The organism is Streptomyces sp. NBC_00557 (assembly GCF_036345995.1).
GTDB lineage: Bacteria > Actinomycetota > Actinomycetes > Streptomycetales > Streptomycetaceae > Streptomyces.
The window spans coordinates 7,966,154-7,981,892 of the sequence record NZ_CP107796.1 but is presented as its reverse complement, the minus strand read 5'-3'; the positions used below and the strand labels follow the sequence as shown (position 1 = coordinate 7,981,892).

The window sequence follows — 15,739 nt, the reverse complement described above, 5'->3', positions numbered from 1 at the left end:
CTGCCGGTCACGGGCTTCGTCCAGCGACCCGCGGGCAGGGAAGACCGTGATCATGTGGATGGCCCGAGGTCGGCTCGTAGTGGTCTCGCGTTCCAGCTCCTGCTCACCGTCATGCTGCTCTGACCATGCCTGCCGCCGCATCCAGCAGCTCAGCGGTCACCTGACCGTCGCCTCGGCCGAGGCTGCGCCTGGGCGCAGTGCGGCGTCACTGGTACTGCGGGCACCATTCGAACAGCAGGATGGTCGCGTCGTCCCCTAGCTGGTTGCGCTGGTAGTCGAGGATGGCGTGGATGAGCAGCCGCAGCACCTCGGCCGGCCGCTGGCCGGCGGCGTTGGAGCGGATGATGAAGTCGGTGAACCGGTCGAGTCCGAACTCCGCGCCGTCCGCGTCACGGGCCTCCACGACACCGTCGGTGTAGAGCAGGACGCAGTCCCCGGGTTCCAATGTCGTCTCGTGGGCCTTCCGGGCTCCCGGGGCGAGTGGGCCGGCCAGGCCGATCGGCGGTTGTGGGGGGCTGTCCAGTGCCCCGGCGAGCACCCGCTCGGCACGGATCAGCAGCGGTGGGGGGTGACCGCAGTTGACCCAGCGCAGCACCCCGGTCTCCGCATCGAGCCGGCACAGCACGCCGGTGCAGAACTGGTCGGACAGCCACTGGGCGAGTGCCTGGTCGACGGCGCCGACGACGTCGACCAGGTCGTGCCCGCCACGGCGGGCGTTGCGCGCCGCCGCCATGGCGACCGACGTGGTCAGGCCGGCGGTCAGGTCGTGGCCCATGGCGTCGAGGATCATGGTGTGCAGCACGTTCTTGACCACCGAGTGGTCGAAGGCGTCCCCTGCGATGTCGTACGCCGGTTCCAGAACCGCGGTGGAGACACACCTGCTGCTGCCGATGGTGCGCGGCGGCAGGAAGGCCCGCAGCATCTCGGCGGGCAACCCCATGGTCGCGGTGCGGGTCCGGGCGGCGAGCCAGTCGCTGTAGGCGCGCTTGGAGGTGATCAGCATCGCGAACAGATGGGCCAGCATCCGGCTGCAGCGCATCCGCACCCCGTCGAGCGAGCCGGTCCGCACCGCCAGCACGCCCAGCCGTTCCGCACCGTCGATCAGAGGCATCCAGACGATCAAGCCGTCGTCGACATCGGCGACCCGCGGGGACAGTGTGCGGTACGCCCAGCCGGCCGACGAGCCCTCCACCGGCAGCGGCTGCAAGGCCTCATCGAGGGGCATCAGCAGCCGTTGCTGCAGGTCGGCGAGGTAGATCAGCACGGTGTCCAGGCCGAGGGCCGAGGCGCACCGGTTCGCCAGGGCGGGCAGTTCGACGGGCAGGGCCGCCTGCGCCGCGATGACCAGCTCTTCCAGCCAGTCCTCGTCGACGGCGGTGTCGGGACCGGCGGACGCGTGCGGTGGGTCGGACACGGGCATCACCCCGTGCCCAGTCTCACACCGCTCCCGTGCTCTCTCATGTCGGGCAAGATCGCAGGTGGGCGAGGACGGCAGCCGGCGTGGTCGTCTCGGGCTGCTGTGGATTCGGCTCTCGATAAAATGAATGAGCCATCGACGTCCGCTACGCCTACCGCAGGGTCTCCGAGGAAACCTCGTCGCAGGACCGCCGGGCGCCGCGAGGCAGCCGGGCAGCTGCCTGACCTGGCCGGAGACGCGAAGAGGGATGGCCATGCGAACGAACATCATCCGGCACGAGACCATGATGGCCAGCTACGACGTGGTGAACGGCTGGACCGTTGTCGAGGTCGACGGTGATCTGGACGCCCATACCTCCCCCATGATCCGTGAGGCGGTGATCAGGCTCCTCGATGGGGGCCATCGCCACTTCGTCCTCGACCTGGGCTTCGTCCCCTTCATGGATTCGATGGGGCTGGGCGTGATCGTGGCGGTCACGAAACGCGTCCGTGAACAGGATGGCTCGCTGCGTCTCGCGTCCGTCTCGGGCCGGATGCTCAAGATCTTCGACCTCACCGGCATGCGCGAGAGCTACGAGATCTACCAGTCGTCGGAGGAGGCGACGCGCTCGGCGCCCTCGCCCGGCAGCCTGGTGCACTGGCCGCACGCGTCGTCCAGCTGAGCACCGCTTCCCGGATCCGGCGGCCGTCGGTTCCCTGCGCGTCCCGCCGCTAGGGGGGCGGAGAGGGCGGCCGATTCACGACGCTGAATCGGCCGGGGTCCGCAGGGCGAGGACGGTGACATCGTCGTCGAACACCTGCCCGCTTTGCGTGATCAGGGCGTCGCACAGTTCCTCCAGCGGGGCTCCGGCCAGGCGGGCAGCGTGCTCGGCCAGGCTGTCGAGGCCCGTGTCGATGTCCTGGCCGCGGCGCTCGACCAGCCCGTCGGTGAACAGCAACAGGGTGGCTCCCGGCGGAAGCGGGTGCGCGTGACTGAACCGTGGGACGGACGCGTCGATGCCCACCGGGATGCCGTGCCGGGCGGGAGCCAGGTAACAGGTGACGCCGTCCGGCCCGATCAGCAGCGGAGGCGGGTGCCCGGCATTGCTCCAGCCGAAGACGTATCCCTCAGGGGTCCGTTCGAGGCGGCCGAACACCAGGGTCGCGGTCGGCGGGTCCGCGAACATCGTCAGGGTGCGGTCCAGGCGCGACACCACCAGGCCGGGCGGACCGCACCGGTCGAAGGCGAGAGCCCGCAGCATGTTGCGGATCTGGCCCATCAGCGGGGCGGCCTCGACGTCATGGCCGGTCACGTCGCCCACCACCACACACGTCACACCGTCGGGCAGGACCATGGCGTCGTACCAGTCCCCGCCGAGCCTGGGCAGCTCGGACGCGGGCTCATAGCGGGCTGCTGCCTGCAACGGCGCCAGGTCCGGAAGGATGGGCAACATGCGGCGCTGGAATTGCTCGGTGGCGCGTCTGAGGCGCTCGTACAGGCGGGCGTTCTCGATGCAGACGCCCGCGGCGCTGGCCAGCGCGGTCAGCAGGTGCTCGTCATCATCGTCGAAGGGCGTGCCGTCCGTCTTGTCGGCGAGGTAGAGATCGCCGTAGACGGTGCCGCGCACCATCAGCGGAACGCCCAGCAAGGTCCGCATGACCGGATGCCCGGCAGGAAAGCCTGCGGCGCGAGGATGCGCGGCCACATCCGCCACCCGCAACGGCTGCCGGTCGCCCACCATGGCGTGCAGCAGCCCATGGCCCTGCGGCAGGCCCAGGGCAGCGCACAGGTGCGGGTCGTCGATGCCGACGGTGATCAGGTCGGTTATCGTGCCGCGCGCCGAGAGCACGCCCAAGGCCCCGTAGCGAGCGCCGACGAGATGGGCGGCCGCTTCCACGATGCGGTGCAGCACGGTGCGGGCGTCCATGTCGCCGCTCAGCGCCACAACCGTCCCGAGCAACTGCCGCAGCCGTTGTGGGTCGAGAACGAGCTGCGACGCCTGTGCGGTTGCTCCGTCCCGGGCCGCTTGCCACGCCTCGTCGGCCGGGAAGGCCCCGGACCGCGGGCTGTCATGGGACGGGTCGTGCACCATGGTGAGATTCCTCCCGGCGCCGCCCGACGCCGTCGTCACCGCACCTTCACTGTCACCCTACGCGCTCACCCGACCCTGGGAAGGCCTCCGCGGCACGTCGTGAGACGCGGCGCCAGCGTGTCGGCAGGTACGGTGCTCGCCGGGCCATGGCCCTGGCCGCGTGCCCGGGCGCCGCGTAGCGTCTGACCATGAACAGGCCACTGCAGAAGAACGTGGTGCTCTTTGCCGCCGGCGCGGTCGTCGCTGCAGCCGTGGCGAAGGAACTGCGCAAACCCCCGGACGCGCGCACCTGGACAGGGCGCGTCGTCGGGCTTCCGTACGACTTCCGGCGGCCCACACTGCAGAAGATCGCCCGCGAGTACTGGGACCCCGGCAACGACGCCTTCTTCACTCCGCACGCCTTCGGCGTCGGATACGGAGTGAACCTGGCCCGGATCGCCCGGGAGCTACGCCGTTCTCGTTGACGGGGTTCCAGCGGCTACCTACGGCTGCCGGCTGGTTGTCGCTCAGGGCTCCATAAGCCCGTCATCGCGCTCACTCCCGGTGCGGTACGACGGCGACGGGGCAGACGGCGTGGTGCAGCACCGCGTGGGCGACGCGACCCAGTTGCAGGCCGTAGTGGCCCTCGCGGCGCCGGGCCCCGACGACAAGCAGGCCGGCGTCGGCCGAGGCGCCGAGCAGGACCTGGCGGGCGTGGCCCTCGGCGGTACGGCGGTGTGCCTCGACGCCGGCCGCCGGGACGTCCCGCAGAGCCGCTCCCAGCACCTCCGCGGCCTTCTCCTCGTGCAGCCGGGCCGGTTCGCCCGCCGGCAGGGGGTGGCCGGCCGTCTCGTGCGCTGGGCAGCGCCAGGCCCGTACGGCCTCCAGGGGCACGCCTCGGAGCCGTGCCTCCTCGACGGCGAAACGCACCGCCGCCGCGTCCGCCGGCTCGTCGCCGACACCCACGACGATACGGCCGTGCCTGCCGGGTATGGCCCGGTTGTCGTGGCTGCCGCGCAACACGATCACCGGGCAGTGCGCGTGGCCGGCCACCGTGACGCTGACGGAGCCGAGCAGCGCCTCGGCCAGGCTGCTCCGGCCCCGAGAGCCCAGCACCACGGCAGCGGCACCGCGGCTCTCCCGGACCAGTGCGTACTCGGGTTCCTCGGGCAGCACGTCGGTGGTGACCTTCACGTCGGGCCGTCGGGTGCGGACCCGGCGTGCGGCGGTCTCGACGATGTCCTCAGCCATCAGTTGGTCCGAGGGCTTGACGGGATCGTCCGCGAGTGCGGTGCCTTCGTACCGTTCCCACAGCGAGGCGTACACGAGGCGCAGCGGCAGATCGCGCAGGGCGGCCTCGTCGGCCGCCCAGTCGACGGCGCGCAGGCTGGGCTCGGAGCCATCGACGCCGACGACCAGGGGCACTTCCATCGTGCTCACCTTTCCGCGTCGAGGTCGAAGACGATGCGGGCCTTGACGTCGCCGCGCAGCACGGCGTCGATGGACTCGTTCACGGAGGCGAGCGGGCGGGTCTCGTAGACGACCTTGGTGCGGCCGGCGGCGTGGAGCTGGAAGACCTCGCCGAGATCCTGCCGCGTGCCGACGATCGAGCCGATCACCGAAGTGCCGTTCAGAACGGTGTCGAAGATCGGGACCTGGATCGTGCCGCGCGCGGGCAGGGCGACCATGACGAGCTTGCCGCCGCGCCGGAGGCCGGAGTTGACGGCCTCGAAGGCGGCAGGGCTGACCGCGAGGGCGATCGCGGCATGGGCGCCGCCGTGCTTCTTCAGTTCCTTGCCGACGTCCTGCTTGCGGGCGTCGATGACGAGGTCGGCGCCGAGTTCCGCGGCGAGTTCGAGCTTGTCGTCGGTGACGTCGATGGCCGCGACGGTGGCCCCGGCGATCTTGGCGTACTGCAGGGCGAGGTGGCCGAGGCCGCCGACGCCGGAGATCGCGACGAGCTGGGCGGGCCGGACGCCGGCGACCTTGAGGGCCTTGTACGTGGTGACGCCGGCGCAGGTCAGGGGGGCCGCGTCGAACGGGGTGACGCCCTCGGGGACCGGCTGGGCGAAGCCGGCCCAGGCCAGCATCTTCTCGGCGTGTCCGCCGTCGCAGCCGTACCCGGTGTTGATCTGCTGCTCGCACAGCGTCTCCCAGCCGGACAGGCAGTGCTCGCACCGCCCGCACGCCCTGCCGAGCCATGGCACGGCGACCCGCTGGCCGACGGACAGGTGGGTGACGCCGGCGCCGAGCTTCTCCACGAGGCCCACTCCCTCGTGGCCGGGTACGAACGGTGGGGTCGGCTTGACGGGCCAGTCGCCCTGGGCGGCGTGGATGTCGGTGTGGCACAGCCCGGACGCCTCGACGCGGACGCGGACCTGGCCGGGGCCGGGTTCGGGGTCGGGGCGCTCCTCGATGACCAGGGGCTCGCCGAGCGCTCGTACGACCGCTGCCTTCATGATCTGCTCTCTCCTCTGCCGTGAGCTCAGTCGTGGGCGACGACGGCGACGGGCGCGGTGGAGTGGTGCAGGACGGCGTGGGTGACGGTGCCGATGTGCGCGCCGGCGGAGGAGCGGCGGATGCGGCGGCCGACGACGACCAGGGAGGCCTCGTGGGAGGCGTCGACCAGGACGAGCGAGGGGCTGCCGTAGCGCGACTGCTCGACGACCTCGACGTCGGGGTACTTCTGCCGCCAGGGGCGCAGCACCTCGCTCAGGACTACGGCGTCGCCCTTCGCCATCTCCCGCTCGACCGCGGGCTCCAGAGCCATGCCGTAGGCGTAGTAGGGCGGCGGGTTCCAGGCGTGCACGACCCGCAGCGGCACCGAGCGGCGCGCCGCGGCCTCGAAGGCGAACCCGATCAGCGCCTCGTCGGGGCCGGCGACGTCGAGTCCGAGGACGACGGGACGGAAGGCTGTGGCCGCGGACGGGATGCCTGCCGGATCCATCTCGTGCTCGTCCGCAGCCAGCTCGCCGGCGCGGACCAGGACGACGGGCCGCCGGGTGTGCGCCACGACCGCGAGGCCGACCGAGCCGACCAGGAAGCCGCCGATCCCGCCCAGACCGCGTGAGCCGAGGACGAGCATGTCGGCGTCCTCCGCCGCGTCGACCAGGGCTTCGGCGGGGCGTCCGGTGAGCTGCTCGGTGGTCACCACGATTCCGGGGTGGCGCAGTCGCAGGCCCTCGCCGGACTCGCGGGGAATCCTCTCGGTCCAGTGCTGGTGCGTCTCGGCACCGAGGAGCGGGGCCCGGGCGATGGGCTCCGGGACGGGCTCCCAGACCTGGACGAGCTTCACCGGCAGTCCGCGCAGTTCCGCCTCGCGGGCCGCCCATTCCGCGGCGGCGCGGCTCTCGGGTGAGCCGTCGAGGCCGACGGTGATGGTGCGGGGCATGTTCTCCACCTCCTGATCGGGGTCCGGCGGGGACCCGATTCCAGCGTCGTGTTCCGGGGTTCTGCACAGCAGGGGCCGCTGGTCCTCACAGCGGGGACGATGGGCCCCGCACACGGCGGGACGGCGGCGGCGCGAGGTCCGCCGTCCCGCCGTGTGCGGGGTCAGTGCAGCCAGGTGTGGTCGCGGACGACGTTCCGCCGCTGCCGGGCCGGAGCCGGGCCGGTGCCGGCGGAACGTGGCCGGCAGGTGGAAGTCCGGGTCGCGGTGAGAGTGCTCGTGCACGGCGATGAGGGTGATCACTTCGGGGATGTGCGCATCGTCGTCTCCTTGACGCGTCTCACCCTCGCCCGATCTGCGACGCCGGCCGGATGCCGAAGGTCTGCATCCGTTGGGCTGAACGTCCCTGCGTCCGCGGTCGGTTGGGCCGGAGGCGGCGAACCGGGCAGGTGGAGGACAGGCCGAGTGTCGCGCATGACCGTGCGGCCCGCGGCATCGGCCGGCACCCGGCCTCGACGCCCTGCCCCGTTACGGGCGTTCGTGACCGAGGGGCGGCTGCCGGGCGGCGTGAGGGCTGGGGCCCCGGCTGTGACCGGTGGGCCCCGAGTCGCCGCGGGACCTGCTGGCCTGCCGCCAGGACTCACCCTTCCCAGCGGCTCGTTCGAGGGGGCGGTTCTCCGCAGCCCCCAGGAGCCGCGAGGGCTTCCGCGCGAGCCCCGTGGTAGGGAGGCACGATGCTCATGCCGACGCGGGGGCGGCGGCCCTCCGGTGCCGTCTGCCTCGGGGCCGGATGGCCCTGCTCCGGGCCCCAATGGCCCCTCGCCCGGTCCGGGTCGGCGCCACAGGCTGGAGGTGTCAGCCCGTACACCCTGACCGGGAGGCCGGCCATGAACACCCCGAGCATGCTGCGCGCTCTCCCCGTCCAGCACCGGCAACGGCTCATGTCTCTCGCCCGGGAGGTGTCCTTCCCCCAGGGGACGCGCCTCTTCAACGAAGGGGCGCGCGCGGACCGGTTCTGGATCATCCGCACCGGCTCCATCGACCTCGACACACACGTCCCCGGCCGGCGCCGCGCCGTCGTCGAGACCCTCGGCCACAACGAACTCCTCGGACTCTCCTGGCTGTTCGCGCCGCACGTGTGGCATCTGGGCGCCACGGCGGCGACACCGGTGCGCGCCTACGAGTTCGACGCCACGGCCGTGCGCTCCCTGTTCCGGGACGATCCGGCACTCGGCCATGCCGTCACCCAGTGGGCCGGCGACGTACTGGCCCACCGCCTCCGCGCCACCAGGACCCGGCTGCTGGACCTCTATGCCCCCTACGGCGCGGGAAGCGCCGTGTGAGCGAGCCGCCCGACACCTTACGGAGTCACCGTGTACAGCACCCCGCACATCGTCAGCGACGTCATGTCCCACACGGTCGCGGCCGTCGGCCGACGGGCCGCCTTCAAAGAGATCGTGCAGCTCATGCAGGACTGGAAGGTCAGCGCCCTGCCCGTCCTGGAGGGCGACGGCCGTGTGGTCGGCGTCGTCTCCGAGGCCGATCTGCTGCCGAAGGAGGAGTTCCGCGACAGCGACCCCGACCGGCTCACCCAGCTGCGCCGTCTCGGCGATCTGGCCAAGGCCGGCGGCCTCACCGCCGAGGACCTCATGACCTCTCCGGCCCTCACCGTCCACGCGAACGCGACACTCGCCCAGGCCGCACTGACCATGGCGCACGCCAAGGTCAAGCGCCTTCCCGTCGTCGACGACGTGGGCATGCTGCAGGGCATCGTCAGCCGCGCGGACCTGCTCAAGGTGTTCCTGCGGGACGATGCGGAGATCGCCGAAGAGGTCCGTCAAGAGGTCGTGGCGTGTCTCTTCCGTGCGCCGGCGTCAGCCGTGCGGGTGGAGGTGCGGAACGGCGTCGTGAAGCTCGTCGGCCACGCCCGCGACACCTCGCTGGTCCCGGTGGCCGCGCGTCTGGTCCGGGCCGTGGAGGGCGTGGTCGACGTGGAGTTCCAGCTGACGCGCTCCGAAGGCGCCGCAGAGTCAACCGCCGCTCCCTCGGGCGGCGCGAAAACCTGTCGCCGGCCTGCCCCGCACCTGCCCTTCCCTGGTCCAGCGATCTCATGATCGGGGGTCTGAGGCCCGCCGCACAGGTCTGGGGCAGCGGGACCGACCGGTCGACACGATCCAGCCGGATCGCCTGGGCCCGCCGCCGCACCGTGATCGAGTCGCCCGGCGATCCGTGCTCGTCCGCGCCGGTCGCGCGGTTTCAGTGCCCTTCCTGCCGCTGCCGGTCCCGGACCTGGGTGGCGATGACGGCGGCCTGGATGCGGCGCTCGACGCCGAGCTTGGCCAGCAGACGGGAGATGTGGTTCTTCACCGTCTTCTCGGCCAGGTAGAGCCGCTGGCCGATCTGGCGGTTGGTCAGGCCCTCGCCGACCAGAGCCAGGATCTCCCGCTCCCGCTCGGTCAGGCCCTGCAGTCCGTCGGGCTGCTGCGCCTCCTGCCGGTCGCCGCGCAGCCGGGCCATGAGCTTGGTGGTGGCACTGGCGTCGAGCAGGGACTGGCCTCCGGCCACGGTGCGCACGGCGGACACCAGGTCCGAGCCCTGGATCTGCTTCAGGACGTATCCGGAGGCGCCCGCCATGATCGAGTCGAGCAGCGCCTCCTCGTCGTCGAAGGAGGTCAGCATCAGGCACGCCAGCTCCGGCATGCGGGAGCGCAGCTCCCGGCACACGGTCACGCCGTCACCGTCCGGCAGACGGACATCGAGCACGGCCACCTGCGGGCGCAACGCGGGGACACGCACCAGTGCCTGCTCCACGGTGCCTGCCTCGCCGATCACCTCGATGTCCGGCTCGTCGTTCAGCAGGTCGCGCACCCCCCGCCGCACCACCTCGTGGTCGTCCAGCAGAAAGACCCGGATCGGGTTGCCGGCGCCGGGCTGCTCGCTGTCCGCCATCAAACTGCTCCCTGGTTCCGCGTTCCGCGCCGAAGTCCGCCCGTGAACAGAATCGGCCCTCCGTGCAGAAATCCTTGCCCCTCCCCGGGCCGTAGGACCAGGGCCGGTCGGCCCTGTTGTCCGCACATGGTTCTCCACACCTGGTGTCCCGCGGCCATGAGACACCTCTGCCGCCAGGTACGAAACGGACCCCTTCGGCCCCGGGCAGAACCCGGGAGTAGAGCCTTCATGGTCCTGCGCTGCGAGGCGGTGGCTCTGCCCCGCGCATGCCTGATTCCTGCCTCGGCGGGGGACCGCCCGGCCGGGTCACCCGGCCAGGCCGGAAGAGTGCCGACCGGGCCTGGGAAGGGTCCATCGGCACCTGGGAGCGGGAGTCAGGCAGGACGAGGGTGAAGTCGGGAGCGCCCCCGGTCCTCCGCGGGGCCGCCCCCGGCCGCACACCACCGACGGCGCTCGTCATCGAAGCCGAGGCCCTGGGCATCGATGAGCGCACATTCTTGGACGCACTGACGCAGCGGCTCCGAATCGCCCGCGGTCGTGTGCCCGGCCTTCTCCGGGCGCCCAGGGCCGACCGCACGCGCACAAGGGCCGAACGGCCCTGGCGTGAAACGCTTCGCTGCCGTTCCAATGGCCTGATCGGCCTGACCACGGCTCCGAACCGGCTGCCGCGGGCAGGCAGCCGGCCACGTAGTGAAGGGACGACGCACATGTCGTACCGGGCGCACCGGCCGCGACCACGACGCAAGGCCGTGCAGCCGCCTCGCCGCCCCCGTCGAAGAAACGCAGAAGTGAGCGACAAGACCGTACGGAAGCCCCCCATGACCACCGACACCGCTCAGGAGATCCCTGCCGGGCCGCGCCGGAGCATCGAGCTGGACAGCGACGAAGCCCTGCGGCTGTTGGGCAGCGTGTCCTTCGGACGGATCGTCTTCACCCGTCAGGCGCTGCCCACCGTTCGCCCGGTCAATCACATCCTGGACAACGGCGACATCGTCATCCGCACCCACGAGGGCGCGGCCCTGACCGCGCGCGCTGGACAGGCCGGCGGTCAAGGCGTCGTGGTGGCCTACGAGGCCGATGCCATCGACCCCGACACACACCTCGGCTGGAGCGTGGTGGTCACCGGCTACGCCCACCTGGTGACCGACACTGAGGAACTGGCCCGCTACCAGGCACTGCTCAGCCCCTGGGTGCACCGGACCATGGACTATGCGGTGCGTATCCGCACGGACCTGGTAACCGGCGTCCGGCTCGTCGCCGGCGACGAGTCCGACGGCGCCTGACCGCGGTCCGGCAGCACGGTCATGCGGCAGAAGAACCCTCCTGGTTCCCGCGCCGCGTTCAGCCGAAGCCGCCCTGCCGCCGGGTCGCTCGTCCGTCGCGCGGGACCACTGCGGACGGTGCGCCGGCGTGGTGCAGCACCGCGTGGGCGGTGGCTCGGTCCGGCCGGGACCAGGACGTAACGGACCTATCTGCAGCGGGCTGACGGGACCGTAGGCGAGCGGTCCGCGCACCGCACGGGCCGGCCGAGTGGCCGCGGCCCAGGACCACGGCCACTCGGGCGGTCCGGCCGTTGAGCCTCATCCGACCTGGTCCGGTACACGTCGCGGACTGGCCGGCCCCTCCGAGCCGCACGCACACCGTGCGCGGTCGCCACCGACAGGAGCTGTTCCAACGCCCGTCCGACGGTCATCAGTTGCTGCGACGGTCGTGGCACCGCCCATCAGCCGACCCCGGCAGGCTAACCTCCGCCTGGCTGAGCCCTCGGCCCCGATGAGCGTCACCTGCCGGCGCTGAGCCAGTGGTGCAGGGCCTCGTGCACGCTGTCGGGCAGCGCGCTGAGCATCTCGATCGCTTCCCGGTCTCCCGGCCAGGGAGCGATGCCGGCCGCGGTCAGCACCGCGTACAGGTTCAGGCGCCGCAGGTCGCGGGGATCGACGCGGCAGGTGATGCGGTCCGCCGGGTTCGGCGGCGCCAGCAGGACGTCATCCGCCGGGGCATGGTCCCACGGCCGATCGGTTGATGCGGTGGTGGTCTGCATGGCATGGCTCCGTTCTGCGTGTGCTCTGTTCGCACCCCTCGCGCCCGCGGGCTGAGGGCGCCGTGTGCCCGGTCCGGTGCCGGTCCTCGCCTTCCGGCTCGGCGGACGGATCGGTCAGCCGGCTGCCGACGGCCGCCTCTTCGGCCCGTCGCGGTGACCGGCACCGGGTCCCGGTGGCCGGCGCCCGTCAGCACAGCCCGCGGCCGCGGGCGTGAGCAGGGCTTACGCGAAGGTGGTGCGCGACCGGACGGCCGCGCACCACACCCTCCCCGACGCCACGGCGCGTACCCGCACTACACGAGCGGCGTTACACATCGCCCACAAATCTGCGACTCTCGCCTGCATGCTTCATCCATGTGCGGAATCCGCCGTTTGACGGCCGATCAGCTGCGCGACCATCACGAACGCTGCCCGCGTCCCCGTCCCGCCGCCCGACCGGCACCCGGAAGTGAGTAACAGCCCCGCGCCGACGGTGGTGAGGGGGCAGCGCCGGTATCGCGTCAGACGGTGTGCGCGCGGATGCGTGCCAGCAGGGTGCGCAGGTGTTCGCGGTCGTCCTCGTCCAGGGCCGCGGTCGCCTCGGCGAGGGCGAGGCGGTCGATCTCCTCGGCCTCGCGGTGGCAGCGCAGTCCCTCCTCGGTGAGCCTGACCAGCAGCGCCCGCCGGTCCTTCGGGTGGGGTATCCGCTCCACCAGGCCGTCGCGTTCCAGGCTGTCCACGATCGTGGTGGCGGTACGGGCCGCGATGCCCGCCATCTCGCTCAGTTCCCGCATCCGCAGCGGCTCCCGGGCCCGGGCCAGCATGCGCAGGGCGCGCAGCCGGGCCACGGAGGCGCCCTTCTCCCGCAGCCGGGCTTCCACGAACTGCCGGAGCCGGTGTGTCGTCTCGTACAGCTCGTCGATGAGGACGTCGCTGCTGCCTTGCACTGCCATGGTGCCCAGTCTCCCGTGTCCCGCGCCGCCCTCGCACCCGGCCCGTGTCGGCGGGGGCCGCTGCCGCACCGTGTAAAAGCGATGTCCTGAGCAAGCACATAGTGAGTATGCTCAGCATATGCGACGCCGTCCTCCCGTGTCCTCCGCCGCCTGGTCGTTCCGGATCAGCCAGCGTCTGGTCGTCCCCGTCGTGTGCGTCAGCGTGACCTTCGTGGCGATCGTCGACGGAGCGATCACCACCGTGGCACTGCCCTCGATCGCCCGTCAGTTCCGGCTGACCACCGCCGCCCTGGACGGCGTGGTCGTCGTCTACCCGGTCTGCCTGGCCATGGCCATCCCGGCCTCGGCGTGGCTGGCCGAGCGGTTCGGCGGCAAACGCGTCCTGTTGACCGCCCTGGCCGGTTTCCTCGGCTCGTCGCTGCTGTGCGGGGCGGCGCTCGGGGTCGGTCAGCTCGTCGCCTACCGGGCGGTGCAGGGGCTGTCGGCCGGCGTCCTCTTCCCGGCCTCCACCGCGCTGCTGTTCGGCACCTTCACCTCGGCCGAGCAGATACGCCTCTCCCGCTACATGATCATTCCGCAGCAGATCGCCCCGGCCGCCGCCCCTGTCCTGGGCGGGCTGCTCGTGGACCATCTGTCCTGGCGGTGGGTCTTCTACGTCAATCTGCCGGTGGGCCTGCCCGCGCTGCTGTTCGGCGCGCTGTTCCTGGCCGGGGGCCGCGGCAGCCGGCCGGGCCGCTTCGACCTGCCCGGTCTGCTGCTGAGCGCGGGCGGCCTGGGCACCGTGATGTTCGGCCTGTGCGAGGGACCCAACCGCGGCTGGTCCTCCCCCGCCGTCCTCGCCTCCCTCGTGTCCGGTGCGGCCCTGCTGGTCTCCGCTGTCGCCGTGGAACTGCGCACGGCCCAGCCCCTGCTGCGGCTGCGCCTGTTCGCCGACCGGCTGTTCCGGGACACCAACCTGATCAACCTGGTCGGTCTGATCCCCATCATGGGCGCCCTGTACCTGGGTCCGCTCTTTCTCCAGCAGGCCCAGGGCCGCACCGCACTGGAGTCGGGACTGACCACCTTCCCCGAGGCGTTCGGCGTGCTGCTGACCGTCCAGCTCACCGGTGCCCTGTACGCCAGGGTCGGTCCGCGGGTGATCGTCGGCTGCGGCCTGACCGGCACCGGCGCGGTGCTGCTGCTCTTCGCCGCCTGCGACACCGGCACCGGACTGTGGACCTTCCGCGGCCTGATGTTCCTCTTCGGCGCCACGATCGGCTGCTTCTTCATCCCCACCACGGTCGCCTCGCTGGCCACCGTCGAGCGGACGGATCTGCCCCAGGCCACGATGCTGAACACCGTCGTACGCCAGACCGGCGGCGCACTCGCGCCGGCGGCGGTGACCACGGCACTCGTGCTCGGCACACCGCCGGGCCTCGCCGCCCAACCGCCGCTGCCCGCCTACCAGCACGCCTATCTCGCCCTGGCCGCGATCGCGGTGGCGACGGCCGTGTTCGCCTTCACCCTCCCCGACGGCCCCGCCCGCGCCGCAGCCCGTGGCCCCGCGGGTGTGTCCGGCCGACCCGCCTTCCTGCGCCAGCGCCGGGACCGGGTCGGCTCCTGAACCCCACCGGCGATCCAGCGCCGGCCGGCCAACGGCACCACGAGCAGACGCTGGACCGGGACGATCGAGAGGCCCCTGGAGCGGCTGATCAAGGGTCACGCCGGCCGGTGTCCCGCTCCACCGGGGCAGGTCGTCAGCCAGGAGGCGTCAGGCGCGCGGGAGTTCCCCGGCGTCGGCGCGCCCCGCCGGAAGGAGGGGCGCGGTGGTGGCGCGTGGGATCAGGTGGGTGGGCAGGACGATGTGCTGCTGATGGTCGGCGTCGGGATCGTCGATGAGCTGCAGGGCCAGCCGGCCGGCCTCGCGGCCGATGTCCGAGGGTGACTGCGCGATGGTGGACAGGTCGAACCAGTCGGCCACCGGCTGGTCGTCGAAGCCGAGGACGGAGATGTGCTCCGGCACCTCGATCCGCGTCGCGCGCAGGGTCCGTATGACGGTGGCCGCGACCTCGTCCTGCTCGGCGAAGACGGCGGTGGGCGGCTCGCGCAGGCTCAGCAGGTGCCCGAGCGCTTCGGCCATGGCGCGCCGGTCGCCGACCGGTGTGGCGACCACCAGGTCGTCGTCGTGCGGGAGGCCCGCTTCGGTGAGTGCCTGCCGGTAGCCGACCAGCCGCTCGTTGGAGCTGAAGGAGAAGCCGCTGGCACCCACCGTCTTGATGAACGCGATGCGGCGGTGGCCGAGGTTGAGCAGATGCCGGGTGCCGTGCAGGGCGCCGGCCACGTCGTCGACGTACACGCTGGGACGGCCGTCGACGTGCTGGCTGACGTGGACGACCGGCATGCCCAGGGTGTCCAGCCGGTCCGTCTCCTTCTCGGTGAGGTCGAAGGAGAAGACCAGCAGCGCGTCGGCGTTCCGCCGGGCGGGCAGCCGGTCGAAGAACGCGGCCCGCTCGGCGAGGTCGGGGATCACATAGACGGTCAGCTCCATGTCCGCCTCCCGCAGCACCGGGGCCAGGCTGGACAGGGCCGAGCCCATGAACCACGCGTTGAGGGTGGGGACCAGCACTGCCACGGTCCCGGTCCTGCCCGTGACCAGGCTCGCGGCCTGCCGGGAGACGGCGAAGTTCAGCTCGCGGGCGGCCTGTTCGACCCGGGCGCGGACCTCCGGGGAGACGGTGGTCAGGCCGCGCAGGGTCCGCGAGACGGTGGAGGTCGAGACCCCGGCCCGTTCGGCGACGTCAGCCATCGTCGGGTGTCGCTGAGCTGGTGGCATGTCACGGACGGTAGCACAGCCGGGCCGGCCTCGACCCCCCGCCATGACAGCGCTTTCACCGCTCCGCACCCGCCGCACACTGTCGTTACCGATAAGTAACGCATTGACTTCCGCCTACCCCACTCCTAGCGTGCAAGCGTTGTCTCAGCC

15 protein-coding genes are annotated in these 15,739 nt (G+C 71.9%); 6 read left to right on the top strand and 9 right to left on the bottom strand.

Annotated elements, in window-relative coordinates:
- Window positions 1-205: 205 nt before the first annotated feature.
- Window positions 206-1,420, bottom strand: coding sequence for a PP2C family protein-serine/threonine phosphatase (locus OG956_RS35535; protein WP_330342134.1), 1,215 nt, complete (start codon window positions 1,418-1,420; stop codon window positions 206-208).
- Window positions 1,421-1,670: 250 nt separating this feature from the next.
- Between OG956_RS35535 and OG956_RS35530 the strand changes: the two genes are divergently transcribed.
- Entirely contained in the window at window positions 1,671-2,078 is a 408-nt protein-coding gene (locus tag OG956_RS35530; protein WP_330342133.1) for an STAS domain-containing protein, read from the top strand.
- Window positions 2,079-2,153: 75 nt separating this feature from the next.
- Here the strand turns inward: OG956_RS35530 and OG956_RS35525 are convergent, their stop codons facing one another.
- Window positions 2,154-3,488, bottom strand: coding sequence for a PP2C family protein-serine/threonine phosphatase (locus tag OG956_RS35525; RefSeq protein WP_330342132.1), 1,335 nt, complete (start codon window positions 3,486-3,488; stop codon window positions 2,154-2,156).
- Window positions 3,489-3,676: 188 nt separating this feature from the next.
- On the opposite strand from OG956_RS35525, the gene OG956_RS35520 reads away from it, so the two are divergent.
- The gene (locus tag OG956_RS35520; RefSeq protein ID WP_330342131.1) at window positions 3,677-3,952 is read left to right on the top strand and encodes a DUF5808 domain-containing protein; all 276 of its coding nucleotides are present in this window, start codon (window positions 3,677-3,679) and stop codon (window positions 3,950-3,952) included.
- A gap of 70 nt (window positions 3,953-4,022) precedes the next feature.
- Here the strand turns inward: OG956_RS35520 and OG956_RS35515 are convergent, their stop codons facing one another.
- From OG956_RS35515 to OG956_RS35505, 3 genes are read right to left on the bottom strand one after another with little or no spacing between them, the layout of a single operon-like run.
- Window positions 4,023-4,898, bottom strand: coding sequence for a universal stress protein (locus OG956_RS35515; RefSeq protein ID WP_330342130.1), 876 nt, complete (start codon window positions 4,896-4,898; stop codon window positions 4,023-4,025).
- A 5-nt stretch (window positions 4,899-4,903) separates the two neighbouring features.
- Window positions 4,904-5,926 carry a zinc-dependent alcohol dehydrogenase gene (locus OG956_RS35510; protein WP_330342129.1) on the bottom strand — a complete coding sequence of 341 codons (1,023 nt, stop codon included), beginning with the start codon at window positions 5,924-5,926 and terminating at the stop codon, window positions 4,904-4,906.
- A 26-nt stretch (window positions 5,927-5,952) separates the two neighbouring features.
- Window positions 5,953-6,858 (bottom strand): universal stress protein, encoded by a 906-nt coding sequence (locus tag OG956_RS35505; RefSeq protein ID WP_330342128.1) that lies wholly within the window; start codon window positions 6,856-6,858, stop codon window positions 5,953-5,955.
- Window positions 6,859-7,742: 884 nt separating this feature from the next.
- Here OG956_RS35505 and OG956_RS35500 point away from each other — a divergent pair.
- Window positions 7,743-8,198: a Crp/Fnr family transcriptional regulator gene (locus tag OG956_RS35500; protein WP_330342127.1), complete on the top strand. Its 456-nt coding sequence runs from the start codon at window positions 7,743-7,745 to the stop codon at window positions 8,196-8,198.
- Window positions 8,199-8,228: 30 nt separating this feature from the next.
- A complete protein-coding gene (locus OG956_RS35495; protein WP_330342126.1) occupies window positions 8,229-8,969 on the top strand; it encodes a CBS domain-containing protein in 741 nt (246 codons plus the stop codon).
- Between the two features lie 142 nt (window positions 8,970-9,111).
- Here OG956_RS35495 and OG956_RS35490 read toward each other — a convergent pair whose 3' ends face one another.
- The gene (locus tag OG956_RS35490) at window positions 9,112-9,804 is read right to left on the bottom strand and encodes a response regulator transcription factor (protein WP_330342125.1); all 693 of its coding nucleotides are present in this window, start codon (window positions 9,802-9,804) and stop codon (window positions 9,112-9,114) included.
- 818 nt (window positions 9,805-10,622) lie between these two features.
- Here OG956_RS35490 and OG956_RS35485 point away from each other — a divergent pair.
- Window positions 10,623-11,087 (top strand): pyridoxamine 5'-phosphate oxidase family protein, encoded by a 465-nt coding sequence (locus OG956_RS35485; RefSeq protein WP_330342124.1) that lies wholly within the window; start codon window positions 10,623-10,625, stop codon window positions 11,085-11,087.
- A 497-nt stretch (window positions 11,088-11,584) separates the two neighbouring features.
- On the opposite strand, the gene OG956_RS35480 is transcribed toward OG956_RS35485, so the two are convergent.
- A complete protein-coding gene (locus OG956_RS35480) occupies window positions 11,585-11,845 on the bottom strand; it encodes a hypothetical protein (protein WP_330342123.1) in 261 nt (86 codons plus the stop codon).
- Window positions 11,846-12,345: 500 nt separating this feature from the next.
- Window positions 12,346-12,777, bottom strand: a complete 432-nt coding sequence (locus OG956_RS35475; protein ID WP_330342122.1) for a MarR family winged helix-turn-helix transcriptional regulator — start codon at window positions 12,775-12,777, stop codon at window positions 12,346-12,348.
- A gap of 202 nt (window positions 12,778-12,979) precedes the next feature.
- On the opposite strand from OG956_RS35475, the gene OG956_RS35470 reads away from it, so the two are divergent.
- Entirely contained in the window at window positions 12,980-14,380 is a 1,401-nt protein-coding gene (locus OG956_RS35470; RefSeq protein WP_443065702.1) for a DHA2 family efflux MFS transporter permease subunit, read from the top strand.
- A 147-nt stretch (window positions 14,381-14,527) separates the two neighbouring features.
- Here the strand turns inward: OG956_RS35470 and OG956_RS35465 are convergent, their stop codons facing one another.
- On the bottom strand, window positions 14,528-15,589 hold the full coding sequence (locus tag OG956_RS35465; RefSeq protein WP_443065638.1) for a LacI family DNA-binding transcriptional regulator: 1,062 nt from the start codon (window positions 15,587-15,589) through the stop codon (window positions 14,528-14,530).
- Window positions 15,590-15,739 lie beyond the last annotated feature (150 nt).

Coding starts and splice junctions, on each gene's coding strand:
- OG956_RS35535 (WP_330342134.1), bottom strand. CDS start 1,420: ATGCCCGTGTCCGACCCACCGCACGCGTCCGCCGGTCCCGACACCGCC.
- OG956_RS35530 (WP_330342133.1), top strand. CDS start 1,671: ATGCGAACGAACATCATCCGGCACGAGACCATGATGGCCAGCTACGAC.
- OG956_RS35525 (WP_330342132.1), bottom strand. CDS start 3,488: ATGGTGCACGACCCGTCCCATGACAGCCCGCGGTCCGGGGCCTTCCCG.
- OG956_RS35520 (WP_330342131.1), top strand. CDS start 3,677: ATGAACAGGCCACTGCAGAAGAACGTGGTGCTCTTTGCCGCCGGCGCG.
- OG956_RS35515 (WP_330342130.1), bottom strand. CDS start 4,898: ATGGAAGTGCCCCTGGTCGTCGGCGTCGATGGCTCCGAGCCCAGCCTG.
- OG956_RS35510 (WP_330342129.1), bottom strand. CDS start 5,926: ATGAAGGCAGCGGTCGTACGAGCGCTCGGCGAGCCCCTGGTCATCGAG.
- OG956_RS35505 (WP_330342128.1), bottom strand. CDS start 6,858: ATGCCCCGCACCATCACCGTCGGCCTCGACGGCTCACCCGAGAGCCGC.
- OG956_RS35500 (WP_330342127.1), top strand. CDS start 7,743: ATGAACACCCCGAGCATGCTGCGCGCTCTCCCCGTCCAGCACCGGCAA.
- OG956_RS35490 (WP_330342125.1), bottom strand. CDS start 9,804: ATGGCGGACAGCGAGCAGCCCGGCGCCGGCAACCCGATCCGGGTCTTT.
- OG956_RS35485 (WP_330342124.1), top strand. CDS start 10,623: ATGACCACCGACACCGCTCAGGAGATCCCTGCCGGGCCGCGCCGGAGC.
- OG956_RS35480 (WP_330342123.1), bottom strand. CDS start 11,845: ATGCAGACCACCACCGCATCAACCGATCGGCCGTGGGACCATGCCCCG.
- OG956_RS35475 (WP_330342122.1), bottom strand. CDS start 12,777: ATGGCAGTGCAAGGCAGCAGCGACGTCCTCATCGACGAGCTGTACGAG.
- OG956_RS35465 (WP_443065638.1), bottom strand. CDS start 15,589: ATGCCACCAGCTCAGCGACACCCGACGATGGCTGACGTCGCCGAACGG.